General features: G+C 64.2%; 19 protein-coding genes. 4 read left to right on the top strand and 15 right to left on the bottom strand.

The features are described 5' to 3' along the window. The first annotated feature begins 3 nt into the window (after positions 1-3). The 3 genes from IF10I1_RS16130 to IF10I1_RS16120 are packed head-to-tail and all read left to right on the top strand — an operon-like array spanning position 4 to position 2,021. Entirely contained in the window at positions 4-891 is an 888-nt protein-coding gene (locus IF10I1_RS16130) for a phosphatase PAP2 family protein (RefSeq protein ID WP_208977406.1), read from the top strand. Between the two features lie 7 nt (positions 892-898). Then, positions 899-1,669: a glycosyltransferase family 2 protein gene (locus tag IF10I1_RS16125; RefSeq protein WP_244284734.1), complete on the top strand. Its 771-nt coding sequence runs from the start codon at positions 899-901 to the stop codon at positions 1,667-1,669. A gap of 37 nt (positions 1,670-1,706) precedes the next feature. Continuing rightward, positions 1,707-2,021 carry a lipid-A-disaccharide synthase N-terminal domain-containing protein gene (locus IF10I1_RS16120; RefSeq protein WP_050471610.1) on the top strand — a complete coding sequence of 105 codons (315 nt, stop codon included), beginning with the start codon at positions 1,707-1,709 and terminating at the stop codon, positions 2,019-2,021. Positions 2,022-2,103: 82 nt separating this feature from the next. Here the strand turns inward: IF10I1_RS16120 and IF10I1_RS16115 are convergent, their stop codons facing one another. From IF10I1_RS16115 to phnC, 7 genes are all read right to left on the bottom strand, one after another. Further along, the gene (locus IF10I1_RS16115; protein ID WP_050471609.1) at positions 2,104-3,786 is read right to left on the bottom strand and encodes a methyl-accepting chemotaxis protein; all 1,683 of its coding nucleotides are present in this window, start codon (positions 3,784-3,786) and stop codon (positions 2,104-2,106) included. A gap of 371 nt (positions 3,787-4,157) precedes the next feature. Beyond that, on the bottom strand, positions 4,158-5,087 hold the full coding sequence (locus IF10I1_RS16110; RefSeq protein WP_186393526.1) for a carbohydrate kinase: 930 nt from the start codon (positions 5,085-5,087) through the stop codon (positions 4,158-4,160). A 176-nt stretch (positions 5,088-5,263) separates the two neighbouring features. Next, a complete protein-coding gene (locus IF10I1_RS16105) occupies positions 5,264-5,872 on the bottom strand; it encodes a DapH/DapD/GlmU-related protein (RefSeq protein WP_186393525.1) in 609 nt (202 codons plus the stop codon). Next, the gene (gene phnE, locus IF10I1_RS16100; protein WP_094461682.1) at positions 5,872-6,771 is read right to left on the bottom strand and encodes a phosphonate ABC transporter, permease protein PhnE; all 900 of its coding nucleotides are present in this window, start codon (positions 6,769-6,771) and stop codon (positions 5,872-5,874) included. Before phnE (IF10I1_RS16100) ends, IF10I1_RS16105 begins: the two co-directional genes overlap by 1 nt. After that, complete coding sequence (gene phnE, locus IF10I1_RS16095; RefSeq protein ID WP_058899932.1) at positions 6,771-7,682, bottom strand: phosphonate ABC transporter, permease protein PhnE; 912 nt, start codon at positions 7,680-7,682, stop codon at positions 6,771-6,773. Before phnE (IF10I1_RS16095) ends, phnE (IF10I1_RS16100) begins: the two co-directional genes overlap by 1 nt. A 166-nt stretch (positions 7,683-7,848) precedes the next feature. Beyond that, positions 7,849-8,757: a phosphonate ABC transporter substrate-binding protein gene (gene phnD, locus IF10I1_RS16090; RefSeq protein ID WP_019966221.1), complete on the bottom strand. Its 909-nt coding sequence runs from the start codon at positions 8,755-8,757 to the stop codon at positions 7,849-7,851. Positions 8,758-8,776: 19 nt separating this feature from the next. Continuing rightward, a complete protein-coding gene (gene phnC / locus IF10I1_RS16085; protein ID WP_050471604.1) occupies positions 8,777-9,583 on the bottom strand; it encodes a phosphonate ABC transporter ATP-binding protein in 807 nt (268 codons plus the stop codon). Positions 9,584-9,924: 341 nt separating this feature from the next. Here phnC and IF10I1_RS16080 point away from each other — a divergent pair, with 341 nt between their 5' ends. Beyond that, entirely contained in the window at positions 9,925-10,734 is an 810-nt protein-coding gene (locus tag IF10I1_RS16080; protein WP_186393524.1) for a class I SAM-dependent methyltransferase, read from the top strand. 145 nt (positions 10,735-10,879) lie between these two features. On the opposite strand, the gene IF10I1_RS16075 is transcribed toward IF10I1_RS16080, so the two are convergent. The 8 genes from IF10I1_RS16075 to phnF are packed head-to-tail and all read right to left on the bottom strand — an operon-like array spanning position 10,880 to position 17,540. Further along, positions 10,880-12,052 carry an alpha-D-ribose 1-methylphosphonate 5-triphosphate diphosphatase gene (locus tag IF10I1_RS16075; RefSeq protein WP_186393523.1) on the bottom strand — a complete coding sequence of 391 codons (1,173 nt, stop codon included), beginning with the start codon at positions 12,050-12,052 and terminating at the stop codon, positions 10,880-10,882. Further along, a complete protein-coding gene (locus tag IF10I1_RS16070; RefSeq protein WP_186393522.1) occupies positions 12,039-12,788 on the bottom strand; it encodes a phosphonate C-P lyase system protein PhnL in 750 nt (249 codons plus the stop codon). The genes IF10I1_RS16075 and IF10I1_RS16070 overlap by 14 nt, the downstream gene beginning before the upstream one ends. A 19-nt stretch (positions 12,789-12,807) precedes the next feature. Further along, entirely contained in the window at positions 12,808-13,638 is an 831-nt protein-coding gene (locus IF10I1_RS16065) for an ATP-binding cassette domain-containing protein (protein WP_058899928.1), read from the bottom strand. Further along, a complete protein-coding gene (locus IF10I1_RS16060; RefSeq protein WP_186393521.1) occupies positions 13,635-14,552 on the bottom strand; it encodes an alpha-D-ribose 1-methylphosphonate 5-phosphate C-P-lyase PhnJ in 918 nt (305 codons plus the stop codon). The genes IF10I1_RS16065 and IF10I1_RS16060 overlap by 4 nt, the downstream gene beginning before the upstream one ends. Then, entirely contained in the window at positions 14,549-15,685 is a 1,137-nt protein-coding gene (locus IF10I1_RS16055; protein WP_186393520.1) for a carbon-phosphorus lyase complex subunit PhnI, read from the bottom strand. Before IF10I1_RS16055 ends, IF10I1_RS16060 begins: the two co-directional genes overlap by 4 nt. Further along, positions 15,685-16,257, bottom strand: coding sequence for a phosphonate C-P lyase system protein PhnH (phnH, locus tag IF10I1_RS16050; RefSeq protein WP_094461690.1), 573 nt, complete (start codon positions 16,255-16,257; stop codon positions 15,685-15,687). The genes IF10I1_RS16055 and phnH overlap by 1 nt, the downstream gene beginning before the upstream one ends. A 28-nt stretch (positions 16,258-16,285) precedes the next feature. Further along, on the bottom strand, positions 16,286-16,756 hold the full coding sequence (locus IF10I1_RS16045) for a phosphonate C-P lyase system protein PhnG (protein ID WP_186393519.1): 471 nt from the start codon (positions 16,754-16,756) through the stop codon (positions 16,286-16,288). 43 nt (positions 16,757-16,799) lie between these two features. Beyond that, positions 16,800-17,540: a phosphonate metabolism transcriptional regulator PhnF gene (gene phnF / locus IF10I1_RS16040; protein WP_058899925.1), complete on the bottom strand. Its 741-nt coding sequence runs from the start codon at positions 17,538-17,540 to the stop codon at positions 16,800-16,802. Between the last annotated feature and the right edge of the window lie 155 nt (positions 17,541-17,695).

Genomic DNA, 17,695 nt, shown 5'->3' with positions numbered 1-17,695 from the left:
CTGATGGCATCCGGACGTTTTTCCAAGGTGCGGCAGCGTTTTGTGGCAAATGTGGCCAGCATCCGCACCATTCTTGCAAACCGGCGTGCCCGGGCGAAGGGCCCGCATGAGCCACTGCCTGCCGGCCAGCGCCCGCAGGACTTTCTGGCCATCCTGCTGCTGGCAGCAGGATTCGGCGTGGTGATGCTGGACATTCCCGCCATTCCATGGGTGCGGGCACTGCCACCGGAATATGGCGTGGTGTTCTCCTGGGTCACGGATCTGGGCAAGTCCAACTGGATCCTGTGGTCTACCGGACTGTTCTGCCTCGCCTGTCTGGCTCTCGTGAATGCGCAGGTTCTTGCTGTGCGGGTGCGCATGGCCGGAGCCATGATCTGGACCTATGCGGCCTTCGTCTTCTACTCCGTCGCGCTCAGCGGCCTCCTGGTGGTGATCCTGAAGTGGAGCATCGGCCGCGCCCGGCCGAAGTTGTATGAGGTGGCGGGCCCGGTCGAGTTCAGCCTCTTCGCCTTTAACAGCACCTACACCAGCTTTCCCTCGGGCCACTCGACCACGGTCGCCGCTTTCGCGCTGGCACTGGCGCTGATTTTCCCGGCCTGGCGCTGGCTGATCGCCGCTGTGGCCTTCTGGGCGGCTTTCAGCCGTGTGATGGTCGGGGCGCATTACCCTTCGGACGTTGCGGCGGGGTTGCTGCTCGGGGCCGCGACAACGCTATACTGCGCCCGCTGGATGGCGAAGCGCCGGATCGGCTTCGTGCTGCGCCCCGGTGGACGGATCCGGCCCATTGCCAATGCCTTTTCGGCGCGGGCAGCCTTCCGGGCGCTTTGGAATGCGGCCCTTGGGCGCCGGTCTATGACCGCGCATCCAGCCGCTGCACAGGATGAAAAGTGAGATGCCGATGAACGGTACAGAGCAGGGCATGGCAGAGACCGGACTTGAGGTGAGCGTGATCGTGCCGGCCAAGGACGAGCGCGACAACCTGCCCATCCTGCTGGACGAAATTGCCGAGGCGCTGCAGGGCCGCGCCTTCGAGGTGCTGGTGATCGACGATGGCTCGACCGATGGCACCGATCAGGTTCTCGCCGGTTATGCCGCTTCCCATCCCTGGCTGCGCCCCCTGCGCCATGCCCGGTCCGGCGGCCAGTCCTGCGCCGTGCGCACCGGGCTGCGCCATGCACGCGGGCGGATTGTTGCCACGATCGATGGCGATGGTGAGAACAACCCGGCCTATATCCCGGAGCTGATGGCTGCGCTGGAGGCGGGTGGGCCGTCCGTGGCGCTCGCCGCCGGGCAGCGGGTGGGGCGCAAGGCAAGCCGTGCCAAGCGCATTGCCTCGCGGCTCGCCAACCGCCTGCGCGGCGCGCTGCTGAAGGACAACACCCGTGACAGCGGCTGCGGCCTCAAGGCGCTGCGCCGCGAGGTCTTCCTGCAGCTGCCGTATTTTGACAGCTGGCACCGCTTCCTGCCCGCGCTGGTGATCCGCGAGGGCTACGGCGTGGTGCATGTGGATGTGCTGGACCGGCACCGCCGCCACGGCACGTCCAAATATGGCATTTTCGACCGGGCCCTGATCGGCGCACTCGATCTGCTCGGTGTGTGGTGGCTGCGCCGCCGCCGCAAATCCATCCCCGAGGTTTCGGCCATCGAACCGGCCGCCGGACCCCGTTGAGACCACGCCGGAGCGGATCACAGGAGCCGCAATTCAGATGAACGCTTTGCTTGACTGGCTGCATACGGTTTTCGTGCAGCAGCTGGATGTTTGGATCATCCTGGGCTTCGTCGCCCAGTTCATGTTCTCGATGCGCTTTGTGGTGCAGTGGATTGCATCGGAGCGGGTAGGGCGGTCCATCGTGCCGGTGGCCTTCTGGTTCTTTTCCATCGGCGGCGGAACATTGCTGCTGATCTACTCGATCCAGCGTCAGGACCCGGTGTTCATCGCCGGACAGGCCCTTGGCCTGATCATCTATATCCGGAACCTGTGGCTGATCTTCAAGGAAAAGCGCCAGGATCCCACGATCTGAACGCAGAACCTTGGCTGCCAGGAAAAAACAACGGGCGGGATGGTGACCATTCCGCCCTTTGTTGTTCCGGCACGCCCGGCTTTCAGGCGGCGCGGATGGTGCCGAGGAAGCGGGAGAGCTCGCGGTTGAGCTGATCGGCCTGCTTGGCAAGATCGGCCGAGAAATGCAGCACGTCCGTCGAGGCGGAGCTGGATTCCTGTGCCGCACGGGTCACCGTGGTGATGGCACCGGACACTTCCGCGGTGCCGCTGGAAGCCTGCTGCACGTTGCGGGCAATTTCCTGCGTGGCGGAGGACTGCTCTTCCACCGAGGCGGCAACCGCGCCGCTGATCTGGCTCATCTTGCGGATGGATTCGGCGATGTCCGTGATGGCTGCGGCTGAGTCCGTGGTCGAGAGCTGGATGGAGGCCACCTGCGAGGCGATCTCCGTGGTGGCCTTGGCCGTCTGATCGGCGAGCTGCTTCACTTCGGCGGCAACCACCGCAAAGCCCTTGCCGGCTTCGCCCGCACGGGCCGCCTCGATGGTGGCGTTGAGTGCCAGCAGGTTGGTCTGGCTGGCGATGCCGTTGATCAGCTCGACGATGTCGCCAATCTTCTGGGCCGCATCCGACAGGCTGTGAACCTTGCGGGCGGCCGTATCGGCATCTGTCACGGCCACATTCGACATGCGGTTGGACTGGTCGACCTGACCGGCGATCTCGCGCACGGAAGCGGTCAGTTCCTCGGTCGCAGCAGCGACGGTCTGGACGTTGGCCGAGGCCTGCTCGGCGGCCGCTGCCACGGTGATGGACTGCTGGGACGTGTGTTCCGCGTTGGAGGACATGGCCTGCGCAGCCTTTTCGAGACGATTCGCGGCCACCGTGACATTGCTGACGATGCCGCCAACGGCATCTTCAAATTCCTTGGCAATGCGCGCCATCATTTCCCTCTGGCGGGCTTCTGCGCTGGCCTTCTCCGCATCGGCTTCCCGCTGCAGGCGTTCCTTCTCGATGCTGTTTTCCTTGAAGATCAGCGTAGCCTTGGCAACTGCACCGATTTCATCGCGGCGGTCCGTGCCCTCGACGGCGACCGTGTTGTCGCCATCCGCAAGCCGGGTCAGTGTTTCGACCATCGCGGAAATCGGCTTGGCCACGCCATACTGGCTGACATAGAGGCCGATGCCGATACCGGCGATAATGGCAATGACGGCCGTGACCACCATGGTGGTTGCGGCGGAGATGGCGGAACTGGAGGCAGTCTCGCGCTGCGTCTTCATCATGCCATCGGAGTAGGTGCTGTAGACCTTCACCGCATCCGTTACGTTTTTCTGGCCGGAAAGGGCGGTTGCAAGGGCGCCAGTGATGGCTTCCTCATTTGCCGGATCCTTGGCGGCCACGTCCACCATGGCAATGATGGTCTTGAAATAGGCATCCATTGCCTTGCGCACATCGGCCAGCTGCTGCTTCTGCGCCGTGTCGGCCACCGCTTCGAGAACCGGCAGGCGGTCCAGCATTTCCTTGGAGCGGCGGTCTGTTTCGGCGCGGAAGTCGGAGGCTTTTTCCGGCGCGAGGGCCAGCTGATAGGTCATGCGGCTGATGGCGATGATGTCGATCCGCAGGTCCATTGCTTCGCGGGCCGCTTCTTCCGAAGCGCCGACTTCCGTGAAGGAATGACTGAGAGCGTTGATCTGCGTCCAGGCGACGGCCGCGATTCCGGTCGCGCAAAGTCCCATGAGAATGAGGACCGCCAGAATCTTCTGAACGATCGGAATATGCTTGAGTGCCATCGGTAAGGCCTTTCTGCCGAAGCGGAAGAATCTGGCCGTAACGATAGGATGTGGTGATTACTGAAGCTTTAAATGAAGATGACAGCTGGGTGACGTTGAGGACAGGTGGTCCGGCTTCTTTGTAATTTGAGATTGCACGTAGTTCTTCCGGTAAAATCTTCGGTTGCCGAATGTGGGGCGGGAGGTCTTCCGGTTTTATTTTGCGGTGCACAAGAAATCAGCCGCCCTGCGGGCAACTGATTCCTTCTTCAGGCGGCGAGCAGCGGTCTCATACCAATGCTCGATGAGCTTGACTTGTCGAGCGTTGGTTAAGCCCGTGCGGCGCTTGAGCAATTTCAAGGCGTGATGCGTCAGCATCGAAAGCCTTGGTATCAGATGCCGGAAAGTTCGCTGCGGAAAGGCGGATTGGCGCCCGCGCGCGAAACCGTGATGGCGGCGACCGCCACCGCACGGGCCAGCGCGGCTGTAAGGCTCTGGTCCGAGATGCCTGCAACCGCTTCCTTGGTCAGGAGACCGGCATCCTCCAGCGCCGACAGGAAGCCGGCGTTGAACGTGTCGCCGGCGCCGACCGTATCCACCACCTCGACCTTGCGGGCCGGAACGGTCACGTCGAGCGTGCGGGTCAGAGCCCTTGCACCATCCTTGCCAAGGGTGAGGATGACGATCTTCGCGCCGCTGGCGATCCAGCCCTGTGCAAGCGCCTCGAACGGCTCGCCGGGGGCCAGCCAGTCCAGATCCTCATGCGAGACCTTGATGATGTCCGCCTGCGGAATGATGCGGGAAAGACGGGCACGGTAGGCGGCTTCATCGGTGATGAAACCGGGGCGGATGTTGGGATCGAGCGAGATCACGCGGGCGGGGGCCTCGCGCGTCAGCAGGGCCTCATAGGCGGTGCCGCAAGGCTCGCCGATCAGGCTGATGGCACCGAAATGCAGGGCGCTTGTCCCGTCCGGCAGCACCGGCAGGTCTTCCGGCGTGATCAGCCGCCCGGCCGAGTTTTCGTCATAGAAGGTGTAGGTGGCGTCCCCATTGACCAGCCGCACGAAGGCAAGCGTCGTCGGCCGGGCGGAGCGGATGCACAGGTCCGACGTGACGCCGGAGGCCGCCAGATGGGCCAGAAGCTGCTCGCCGAAGAGATCCGTCGAGACACCGCAGAGGAAGCCTGCACGGTTGCCGAGGCGGCCAAGCGCAAGGGCCGTGTTGAAGATGGCGCCGCCCGGCACCGGCAGAAAGGCTGTGCCTTCCGTGCCAACAGTCCTTGGCAGCATGTCCATCAGCGCTTCGCCGCAACACAAGATCATCCGCGTTCCTCCCGGTTTCCGGATCAAATCAGCTCCGCACTGCTTGTGCCCCGGCACGCGCGGCGGCGCAAGATCCCCCCGGGCTGAAGGCGCGCCTCCTGCCTCCTGTTCTGCCGCCGCATGCCGGGATTGCGTGCCCTGACTACCCGGTCCGGTGCGCTCATCGTGGAATGGTGTCAGCGGTATTTTTCGATGAATTCATCGATGGACAGCTTGCGGATATCGGGGAGGGCTTCGCGCAGGGCGTCATGGCTCCAGTCCCACCAGGCAATGGCCTGCAGGGCTTCGGCCTGAGCTTCGGAAAAACGCCGCTTGATCTGACGGGCCGGAACGCCGCCAACAATGGTGTAAGGCGGCACATCCTTGGAGACCACGGCGCCTGCGCCAATGACGGCACCGGTGCCCACGGTGACCCCGGCCAGAACCGTGACCCCATGACCGATCCAGACATCGTGGCCGATGGTGACCCAATGATCCTTGCGCCACTGGAAGAACTCGTCATCGTCCTCGCCGAGGCCGTATTGGGCAGCGCGGTAGGTGAAGTGGTGCTGGCTGGCGCGCCAGGTGGCATGGTTGCCCGGATTGATGCGCACGCCTTCGGCAATCGAACAGAACTTGCCGATGGTCGACCAGACGATATTGCCGCCTTTCACGATGTAGGAATAATCACCAAGGCTCGATTCCCGCATGGAAACATGCGCCATGATCTCGGTCCATTTGCCGATCTGGCAATCAACCACCGTTGCTGTTTCGTGGATGCTGGGGGCTTCGGAGAGCGTCTTCATTATCTTGTACCGTCGTATGTGCCGATGAAACGGGTGCGGATGACTGCAGACAGGGCGTCGATGACATAGACCATGGCAATGATCAGGAAGATGATCGACCAGGCCTCATCCCAGCGGTAGGCGCCGATGCGGTCGGAAAGCAGGAAGCCGATGCCGCCCGCGCCGACGATGCCGAGGATCGTGCCGGAGCGGACATTGGATTCAAAATTGTAGAGCGTGATCGACAAAAGCACGGGCAGGACCTGCGGCAGAATGCCAAAGCGGACGGATTGCAGCGGTGCGCCGCCCGAGGCGATGACGCCTTCGACAGGCTTCTTCGAGGTGTTTTCGATGGCTTCGGCGTAAAGTTTCGCCAGCACGCCGATTTCGCTGACGGCGATCGCCAGAACACCGGCCAGAGGGCCAAGGCCGAAGGCGCGGATGAAGATCAGCGCCAGGATCAGCGTTTCGAAGGCGCGGATAATATCAAAGCCGCGCCGCACGCCGAAGCGCAGGAACGGGAGGCGGTTGATGTTCTGGGCGCCAAGGAAGGAGAGGGGAAATGCGATGACGGCGCCCAGCACGGTGCCGAGGAAGGCCATCGACAGGGTTTGGGCAAGGCCGGTCAGGATCTCCGACATTTCCCGCCAGGACGTCCAGATATGGGGCGGGAACATGAAGGACAGCACCCGGCCAAGACGTTGCAGCCCGTTCCAGAGCCGTTCGGGTGACGCATCGAAATCATAGAGGCACCAGGCAAACAGGGCCGTGAAAGCCAGCCAGAAGCACAGCCGGGCGAGCCGCTGCAGCGGAGGGCGGCGGAAGGCATGCGGCAGGCGGGCTCTGGCACGGGCGATTTCGGCTGCGGTGATGGCTGGGGCGGCAGCCGGGCCGTGACGATATGCGGTGTCGCGCTGCATCACGCGTTCCTTTCCAGGCCGATGATGTGATGGCGGAGCTTTTCCGACAGCCAGTCGATCACGGTGACGGTGACCAGGATGATCAGGAACAGGGCCGAAAGGTCGGTGTATTCCTGATAGGACAGGGCGGTGCGGAACTCCTGTCCAAGACCGCCGGCACCCACGTAGCCGATGATCGAGGAGGAGCGGACGTTGATCTCGAAGCGCAGCAGCGTGTAGCTGATGATATTCGGCATGACCTGCGGCACCGCGCCATAGCGGATCTGGTCGAACCAGCTGCCGCCGGACGCCTTCACCCCTTCCAGCGGGCGCATGTCGATGTTTTCGTTCACCTCGGAATAGAGTTTTCCGAGCGAGCCCGTGGTGTGGAAGGCGATAGCGAGCATGCCGGCCAGCGGTCCTGCGCCGAAGCAGAAGACGAAGATCAGTGCAAAAACCAGATCCGGCACGGTCCGGGCAATTTCCAGCACCCGCCGCGAAACCCACAGCGTGACGGGGCCCGGTGTCAGGTTGCGGGCAGCGAAGAAGGACAGCAGGAAACCGCCGGCAAGGCCCAGAACGGTGGCCATGAAGGCGATGAGGATCGTCTCCAGCAGCAGCCAGAGCCACACCTTCCAGCGCCAGAACCATTCGGCCAGGTCTTCACCGAGGCTTTCGGGCGAGAGGGAGGGGATGGTCTTGTACAGATATTCGCCAAGCCGGGGCAGACCGGCCAGCAGCACCCAGCGCTCGGCGCGGCTGCCGTCGGCAAGCGTGATCTGGCTGACCTTGAAGAAGTCGGAAAATCCGGCCGTAACCAGAAACAGCACCAGAAGAAGGGCGAGGACCACAAGGAAAGTCAGCCGGGCGCGGCTGCGTTGCGCGGCATAGTCCCGCTCGAAGGCCGCTACTGTCGGGGATACAAGGGTCATAAGCTGTCCGTTGCTGCGTATTTTCTGCCAATGCCCAGCGTCACCGCCCCAGGTCTTGCAATGCTGACGCATCACGCCCTGACATTGCTCAAGCGCGGCATGGGCTTGGCCAGCTCCCGGTGAGCAAGGCCCACCGGGAGCTGGCCGTATTCACGCAGAGCTGATGTCAGCTCCGGCGCTGCTTCTTGAACCAGTCGCGCATGTCGATGATCCACTGGTAGCGGTCATGGTCGACCTCGACATAGCCCTTGGCCGTGGATTTTTCGGCGCCGGACATTTCCTTGAAGGCCACCGGATCGGCCGTGGGGACGTTCTTGACCGCGTCCTTCATTGCAGTGATCAGGCCTTCCGGCAGATTGGCGCGGGCCGCAAAAGGACCGGAGGTGATTTCCGGTGACTGCCAGATCCAGCAGATCTCGCCCTTCTGGATCATGCCCTTGGCTTCCATGCGCTGCGGAATGCCGTTGATCTCGTTGTTGATATAGGTGGCGGCCGCGTCGAACTGGCCGTTGGCGACACCGGCAACTCCCGCTTCATGGCTGCCGGAGAAGGGCGTTGCGCCAAAGAATTCGGACGGCTTGAAGCCCTGCTTGTCGAGATTGTAGTAGGGCACGTTGTAGCCCGAGGTGCTGTCCGGATCGGCAAAGGCGAGCGTCTTGCCCTTCAGGTCCTCGATCTTCTTGTAAGGGCTGTCACAGCGCACGGCGATGACCGAGAAATAGCCGGTGGAACCGTCCTGCTGCACCTGTGTCAGAAGCGGGATCATGCCGCCTTCGGACTCCGTGTAGGCGGCCGCATAGGCGGAGGAGCCGAGGAAGGCGAATTCGATCTGGTTGGCCGCGAGCGCCTGGATCACGCCATCGTAGTTTCCGGCCGTGAAGATCTCCACATCCACGCCCACCGTCCGCTTCAGGTAGTCCTTGAAGGGGGTGTAGCGGGAGACGCGGTCGCTTTCGTTCTCGCCCGAGAGAATGCCGAATTTGACGACCTTGTAGTCATTCTTCCAGTCCTGGGCGTGGGCGGTGGTTGCACCGAGGCCGAGGGCAAGCACGGTGGCGGCGGCAATGATACGCATGTCAGTCTCCCTTGAGAGGTCAGGCCGGCATCGCGACCCTGAGGCTCGTCGATGTCACGGATTCGGTGAAGTCCTCGAGGTCCTCGCTGCCGTAGATGCTGCGCATCACCTCGCAGGTGAGCAGCCGCGGCGCGCCGTCGAACATCACCCGGCCGGAGCGCATGGCGATGATCCGGTCGCAATAGGTGCGGGCGGTGTCGAGGGTGTGAAGGTTGACGAGGATGGTGATGCCATCCTCTCGGTTGATGGTGCGCAGGGCATCCATCACGCGGGTCGCATTGCCCGGGTCAAGGCTTGCGATCGGCTCGTCGGCAAGCAGGATGCGCGGGTTCTGCACGAGGGCGCGGGCAATGGCGACACGCTGCTGCTGGCCGCCGGAAAGCGTTCCGGCCCGCTGCAGCGCCTGCGGGGCAAGATCAAGCCGGTCAAGGGCGTGGATGGCGAGTGTGCGCTCCTCGTCCGAGAACTGCATCGCCATGGAACTGAGGAAACCGTGGGCGGAAAGGCGGCCGACCAGCACATTGGTGAGGACGTCGAGCCGCTCCACCAGATTGAATTGCTGGAAGATCATGGCGCAGTCCCGGCGCCAGCTGCGCAGGGCCTTGCCCTTCAGCGCACCGACATTGAGACCGCCGAAATGGATCGTCCCTTCACTCGGGTCGATCAGCCGGTTGATCAGGCGCAGCAGCGTGGATTTGCCTGCGCCTGAGCGTCCGATCACCCCGACGAACTGGCCCGGGGCAATGGAGAGCGTGACGTTGTCGACAGCGCGCGTGGCGCCGAAGGAGCGGCCGAGGCCGGAGAGGGAAAGGATGTTCTGTTCCATGACGGGAAGACTGCCCGCCCTCTGTAACAGCGCCACGTCATCCGAATGAATTTTCGTCTGGGCCTTTGTGACGTATCCGTGACGGATATGCAGCTTTTACGGGCAAGGGAGTTTGTTCCCGCTGCGGAAAGTCTTTCAGGAGGTGGCTGAGGCCCGGTTTAAACTCATCAATCCAATAGGTTAGCCTGTGGGCCGGGCTGATGGCAGGGGCTTGCTGCAATGAAAGGTTCATCTGTCCTTCGCTGAACTGTCATGTAAACGGCGGAAAGTCATTCGAACCAATTTTCACACTGTCCGCCGGCTCCATGCCATTTGCCGGGCCGGTGCGTCAGGAAAAGGCAATGATCGAGACAGCGCATCAGTTCGAGGGACTGGCCGAGTTCTATGAGGCCGGCCGTCCCGGGTATCCACCTGCGGTGTTTGCGCATCTGGCGCGGATCTGTCCGGCCCGCTCCGGGCTGAAGGTGGCCGTGGATGTGGGGGCGGGGCCGGGCAATTCGACGGGCGATCTGCTCACCGGCCTTGGTGATGGCTGGAGCGTCATTGCGGCAGAGCCGGGAGAGGACATGCGCCACGTGCTCATGCGCCGGTTCCGCAATACGCCGCAGGTGCAGATCATCGGTGCCCCGGCCGAGCAGCTGAGCCTGCCGCCGGATTTTGCCTCGCTGGTGGTGGCCTGTTCGGCCGTGCATTGGTTCGACCGGCCGAAATTCTACGCCGAGGCGGCGCGGATCCTGTCGCCGGGCGGCATTCTGGCGGTTGTGCGCAACCGGCGCAGGCCGGGGCAGATCTTTGACGGGTTCGACGCTTATGTTTGGAAACACTATCCCAACAGTGCGGAGCTGGAAGCCCGGGAGCAGCGCAAGGAGCCGAGCCATGAGGAACTGTCGGGACTGGACGGTTTCCTGACCGCGCACAGCCGGCGCTGGCCCTGGTCCCGCGCCTTTACAGCGCGGGAACTGATCGATTTCTATTTGACGCGGGCAGTGGTCTGGACTGTTGTCCGCCGTCTTGGCCTGTCGCGGGTGATGGCGGATTTTCAGGAAATCTGCGCGTCCCATGGCCTTTCGGGCGAGACGCGGATGGAGATGCACTTCGACACGCTGGTGCGCTGGACGCAGCGCCGGGCCCGTCCGGCAAGAGCGGGCTGATACCAATGTTCGATAAGCTTGATTCATCGAGCATTGGTTAAGCCCGTGCGGCGCTTGAGCATTTTCAAGGCGTGATGCGTCAGCATCGAAAGCCTTGGTATGAGAGGAATGGTGCCGCCGCAGGTGGCGGCACCGCAGGCGCGGCTCAAGCCGCCTTTGCACATGCCCCGAGATGGCCGCCGGAGTAGATGAACCGGCCCTGGCGCAGCGTGGCCCGCACATGGCCGATGCCCGTATCATCTGCAATGACAAGGTTGGCCAGGCGGCCGGCTTCGATGCAGCCGCGATCGTCGAGGCCGAGGGCTTTTGCGGGGTTGAGGGTTGCCAGACGCACGGCGCCGGGAAGGCCATCCCGGTCTGTTCCGGCGAGTTCCAGAAGGGCCGGAAGCATGGCCGAGGGGTGATAGTCGGAGGCCAGCATGTCGAGAAGACCCGCGGCATGGGCCTCGCGGGCCGAGAGATTGCCGGAGTAGGACTGGCCGCGCAGGGCGTTGGGAGCGCCCATGGCCGTGGCAAGCCCGCGGCGGCGCGCTTCGGCCGCAGCCTCCAGCGTCACCGGGAACTCGCTGATGACAACGCCGAGGCCATGCATCAGTTCCACCTTGTCCGTTGTGTCGTCGTCATGGCTGGCAAGGGCGACACCATGCGCCCTGCACAGGCTGGAAATGGCTTCGAGCGTTTCGGCCAGAACGCTTGCCGGCTGCGTCCGCTCTTCGATGCGGCGGGCGATGGCCTCGGCCGCTTCTTCGCGGCTCAGGCCTCTTTCCCGGGCCATCTTCTGCACGTGCCGCTCGATGTCGCGGTACTGGCCCTGGCCGGGCGTGTGGTCGGTGAGCGAAATGAGATCGACGGTTCCTTCCGTGATCAGTTCCTCGATGACGCTGAGTGCCTTGGGGAAGGTGATCTCGAACCGGGCATGGACGCGGTGGTCGACATTGAGCATGTGCCGCATGGCCTTCAGCTTGCGGATCACGGCGCTGGTGTGTTCATAGCTGCGCAGATGCCCGTAGGTGGACATGGGGCTGAAGGAGAGGGCGGCATAGGCGGTGGTGAAACCGGATCCGGCGAGGCGCCGGTCAAGGTCGCGCAGCCCCAGTTCCAGCGGCATCGGTACATTCGGGCGCGGCTCGACCTCGCGTTCCACCATGTCGCCATGCATATCGACAAAGCCGGGCAGCAGCAGCAGGCCGTTCCCCTCAAGCTCTGCGCCCGCAACCGGAGTATCGCGCAACTCGGCGATGCAGCCATCCTCGATCCGCAGGGAGCCGTGTTCGATCACCTCGTTCGGGGTGACAATGCGAAAGTCAGACAGCCACATGATCAAGTTCTCCGGTTGCCGCAGGCGCGTAGGGGACTGCCGTTTCCGGCACAGTCTGGGTGGTGAGGAGGATTTCCCGGTCGATCAGGCCCGCCACATCACCCGGGTGATGGAAAACACCGATCATGGCGACACCGCCGGCTTTCAGATCCGCCAGCCGCCGCACCAGGGCAGCGCGGGCACCGGCATCGAGCGAGGCGGTTGGCTCGTCCAGAAGCAGGAGCTTCTGCGGCAGGATCAGCGCACGGGCAAGGTTGACCTTCTGCTGTTCGCCGCCGGAAAACGTGGTGGGATAGGCGCGCCACAGATCGCGTTTCACGCCGAATTCTTCAAGCCAGCGGTGTGCCTCGTCAAGGGCCTCGGCTCTGGCCATGCCCGCCCGGCGCAGCGGTTCGGCGACGATCTCGTCGGCGGCAACGCGCGGGCGCGCGGTCAGGAACTGGGTGACGAAGCCGATGTCACGGCGCCGCAGCAGGGTGATGTCGACATCGGCGGCTGTTGCAAGGTCGATGCGGCCTTCGCCGGCCGTGTACCAGATGTGCCCGGCCTGCGGCAGGTAGCTGCGGTAGAGCGTGCGCAACAGGGTGGATTTGCCAGCCCCGTTTTCACCCCGCAGCAGCAGGAACTCACCGGCATGGAGGCGGAAGGAAATGCCGCTGAAGGCGTGCAGTTCCTGGTCGAGGTGATACATGTGGAAGCGCTTTGACAAACCTTCCACGTCGAGAAGCGGGGTCATGCGGACTGGTTCCTTGTTGTCAAAGTTTGGCCTGCACGAGCTGCTGGGTGTACTCGTGCTGCGGATCCTGGAACACCTGGTCGACGAGCCCCTGTTCCACCACCTTGCCACGGCGCATCACCATGACGCGGTCTGCCATGGTGTGGATGACGCCCAGATCATGCGAGACGATGACCATGGTGATGGAGCGGTCGCGCTGAAGCCGCTTCAGCGTGTCCAGCACCAGCGCCTGCACCGAGACATCGAGGCCGGTGGTGGGCTCGTCGAGCAGCAGCAGCGAGGGTTCCAGCGCGATGGCCTTGGCCAGCTGGACGCGCTGCTGCATGCCGCCGGACAGTTCGATGGGCCGGGCATCCATGCGCTCCAGCGGGAATTCCGAGGCGTCGAGTGCATCCCTTGCCTTGCCGCGCAGCACCTTGAAGCTGCGCTCCCCGGCCACCAGCAGCCGTTCGGCCACATTGCCCGATGAGGAGTGGCGCATCAGCAGGCCGAGGTGCGGGTTCTGGTAGACGATGCCGATGTTGCGGGCGCAGAGCATCCGGCGCTCGAACCGGCCGAGGTCGAACAGGTTGCCGGTCAGATCTGCTCCGTCAGGCCCCGGCAGATTGAGGTGATAGGTGCCGCTGCCTGGCGTGTCCTCGAGGTTCATCATGCGCAGCAGCGTCGACTTGCCCGAGCCGCTCTCGCCGACGATGCCCAGAACTTCGCCCGGATAGACGGTGGCATCAACGCCGTCGAGGGCGGTGACCCCGCCAAAGCGGCGCGTGATGCCGCGCATGGTGAGGAGCGGGGGAACGGTCATCAGCCGGGGCGCGGCCTCGATGCGCTGAGCGGGGCTTTGGACGGTCATGGGCGGAACTCCCCGTTCTTGTACCAGGTCCCGACGTCCGGGATGGCTTCGCCTTCGCTGCGGCGGATGGCCTTGATGCCGAAATGGCTGTCGGATACCTCGAAGGATGAGCCGCCATCGTCCTGCGGGATCTCGTTCATGAAATAGCCTGTCACGCCGGAGCGGTGGCAGGTGAGCGGCTTGTGCTCCTCGACCTTGTAGGGCACATCCGAGAAGACCAGCGGCTCCACCCTCGTATAGGGCGGCACGGCATAAAGGCGCTTCTCGCGGCCGGCGGAAAGGAAGGTCAGATGCCGCGCCATGTGAAGCTTCGGCACATCCCAGCGCGGGATCGGCGAGGGCGTCATCACATGGCGGCCGTTGACAAGGCTGGGATAGGCCGCGCCCTGCATGATGCGGCCGGAGCGGACCATCTGCTCGTAAAGGGTCAGCCAGAGGCGGCCATAGTCGGCATCGGCGTGCATCTGCCGGGCCACCGACATGTTCGGCTCGACGGGGCGCAAGGGTTCCGGGTTCGGCACCTGCAGGACGAGGATCTGGTCCTCCCGCAGGATTTCCTCCGGCACCCTGTGGCGGGACTGCAGGATGGTGGCTTCGCCCGTGTCCCAGGTCTCACCAGCGCCCGAGACGCGGGCGAGGAACTTGCGGATCGAAGCGGCGTTGACGCTGTCATCGGCGCCCTGGTCGATGACCTTGACGACGGACGAGGGCTTCAGCAGCGTCAGCGTCACCTGCAGGCCGCCGGTTCCCCAGCCGCGGGCAATGGGCACCTCGCGGCTGGCATAGGGCATCTGGCAGCCGGGCACGGCGATGGCCTTCAACATCTTGCGGCGCAGTTCACGCTTGGCGGAGGCATCCAGGAAGCCGTAGGAGAATGCCTCCCAGGGCTTGGTCAGGCTGGCAAGGCTGGTCATGCGGAAATCTCCCCGGTGATGGCCGGCTCCGGTGCGGTGCCAGATACGGCGGCAGATACGGGATCGGGTGCCGTCTTTGCCCCCGCGGCATTCCCCCCCGCGGCCTTCGACTTGGCGTCGCGCAGGGCATCCAGCGCCGACTGGAAGGTGACATAGTGGGGCAGCTTGAAGTGGATGCAGAAGCCGGAGGCCTCCACCGGTTCGGTGTGATAGAGGAAGAATTCCTCGTTCACCGGCGAATTCTGCGGTGCATCGGGGGCGTTGAGGTCGAGGGTCGCTCCGGCGATGACCTTGATCTCGTTCCAGCCCAGCGTGGCGCAGAAGCCAAGGTCAAGCTGGCCCGACTTGCCCTTGGAGGTGACTTCGGCCTGAGAGACCTTGACCCGTCCGGCGCTGAACAGGGGGCCGCACGGATGACGGACTGTCACCTCCGCTTCCGCAAGGCGCAGTTCGTTGACCGTCGGATGCGCGTTGCCATAGCCGCGCATGGCGGAATAGCCCAGCGCCAGAACGCCGCCGGTGTCGGCCCGGGCAAGGCTTTGCAGCGTGTGGGCGCGCTTGGCCGGGAATAGCAGCGGCTCGCGCGTCAGGTCGGGAATATCGTCCGGTGCCACCTCTTCGCGCGCCGGATCGGCGACGAGGCCCTGCGCCTTCTGCCAGGCGGCCAGAGACGGCTGGCGGGCGGGAGCGGGCAGAGGCGCCGGCTCAACCGGCTCCGGCACAAGGGGCCGGCCTTCCAGCACGCCGGTGGCCAGCAGCCGGTGGGAATAGTCGAGCGAGGGCCCAAGGATCTGGCCGCCGGGAATATCCTTGAAGGCGGCAGAGATGCGGCGGTGGGTGAAGAGCTGATCCTGCGTCACCGTTTCGGCAATGGCAAGGCGCGGCTGCGTGGTGCGCCAGGCCCGCAGCAGCAGCACGGCCTCATAGAGGTCGCCGCCGGACTGGGCCAGCGCCAGCGCCGCCAGATCCTCCTCATAAAGCGAGGCCTCGCCCATGACCCGGCCGATCAGCCAGGGCAGGGACTGGCGGATCTCCGCCACGCGCTCCGCGCCAATGGTGCCCATTCCGGCCCTGTAGAGCCTCTCGGACTGGTCAATAGCCCTTTCCCCGCCACGGGTTGCGACATAAGCCATCAGAGCACCTCGATCCGGGTTGAGCGCGGCAGGCCCATCACCTTGCTGCCATCGGCAATGAAGAGATCAAAGCCGAGCGGGTAGCGGCACAGGTCATTGCGCAGGGCAAAAAAGCCCTGCGGCAGGCCGGCGACGGCGATCTCGCGCGTGGTTTCGATGCCTGGGCCCGACAGGCGCAGGCGCTGGCCTTCGCCCAGGCGGGCTTCGGTGACAACGGTCGCGCCCTCGTCCGGGTAGAGTGCGGAGCCGGTTTTCAGAGTGGCTAGCCGGGCCGTATCTGCGCCTGGGTCCAGTTGCAGGAACACGTGGCAGGCCTCATGCAGCGGGGCAAGCGTTGCACCCGTCTGCGCTGCGAGCCCGGCAATCACCGGATCATCGGCATGGACCCGGCATTCCCGGTCGATGAGCGCGAGAAGGATGGTGCGCGGGCCGGGTTCGGGCAGATGGCGCACGTCACCGGGGCGGCTCAGCGCCCAGAGGATCGCCTCGAAGGCGGCATTGTCGCGGATTTCATCCTCACCCCGCAACGGCGCGGTGATGAGGGCATGTGAACTGGCGGGCAGGGCACCCATGACCGGGCCTCCTTGAGGGATAGGGGGATCAGAAGGTTTCCATGTCGACGCGTGTCGCCTCGATGGCGCAAAGGCTTTGCCGGTCGCGGGCGGCATTGGTGGCGATGGTTTCGGCAACGAAGGCGCTGATGGCTGCGGGCTCGATCCCGGCAGAGGCTGCAGCGTCGATGAGGGCCATGGCCATGGCCCATTCAAGATCACGGCCGGTGACCATGCCATAGCCGGTCGAGCCGTGGGCGGTCAGGCGGACCTCGGCTTCGGCCACCAGAACCTCGCCGAGGTGGAAGTCGGTGCCCTTGACCGTGTCGCGGAAGGGCAGCATGACGAGGCCGGTGCGGCTGCACAGCACGTCAATGGCGCCGAGAGAGGGCAGAAGGCTTTCGGCGAAACCTTTCACCTTGTCCGCACAGCCGTGGGACAGGGCGGTCAGCATGGCGCCGTGACCGGCGCGGGCGCCGCCGTCAGGGGAGGCAAGAGCCGGGCCCATGCCCTCACTCATGCCCTCACTCATGCCAGTCTTAATGCCAGCGTTTATGGCAGTGTCAGTCATCCTGGTCCGGGCTCCCGGTTTCGGGTGGAAGATCGAAGGTGAATTGCACGCGGTTGGCGGCCCAGATGGCCTGCGAGTAACCGATGGGCCGTCCGGTCAGATCCACATCGGTCTTGGTCACGGCCAGAACCGGCTGATCCGGGTGCTGCTTCAACAGGCGCGCTTCTTCGGCCGTCGGGCGGCGGGCGTAGATGGTGGTGCGCTTGCGCAGATAGTCCGTGATGCCATGGGCGCGGTAGACATCCGTCACGGATTGCCCGGCGCGGCGCTGCCCGGGCATATCGGGGAAAAGCGCCTGCGAATGATAGACAACACCAAGACTGAGCGGCACACCATCGGCAAGGCCAAGGCGCATCATACGGTGGACCGGCGTGCCTGCCGGCAGTTCAAGGGCTTCGGCAACCCGGCGCGGCGCAGGGATCACGTCATCGGAGACCTGTTCGCCTGCTGGTGTGACGCCCTGGCTCAGGAGGTTCTGTCGGAAACGGGTCCGGTGGCCGATCTGGTAGTTGATGAGCGGTGCGCTTTCGACGAAGGTCCCGCGTCCCTGCTCAACCCGCAGCTTGCCTTCAACGGCCAGCGCAGCGATGGCGCGGCGCACGGAATGGCGGCCTGCACCAAATTCGGCACAGAGTTCCGGTTCGGTCGGCAGTTGCGCTCCCGGCGCGAGGCTGCCAGACAGAATATCAGCAGCAAGCCGGTCCCGGATCGATTGCCACGTTTCACGCGCCATCAAGGCCTCCAATTCATTCGAATGAATTGCGTGATAGCTGCTTTAGGTGACAGGGCCGTGACGCGGAGGCTTCTGGACCGCCAATTTTTACCCAGCCCGTTTTGCCGTCAGGAACCGGCTTGCTGCGTCCGCATTCCGGTGTCTGGCCGGCCCTC

This window comes from Pannonibacter sp. I15F10I1 (assembly GCF_900185665.1).
Classification (GTDB): Bacteria; Pseudomonadota; Alphaproteobacteria; order Rhizobiales; family Stappiaceae; genus Pannonibacter; species Pannonibacter indicus.
This window is presented reverse-complemented; position numbering and strand designations above follow the sequence as displayed.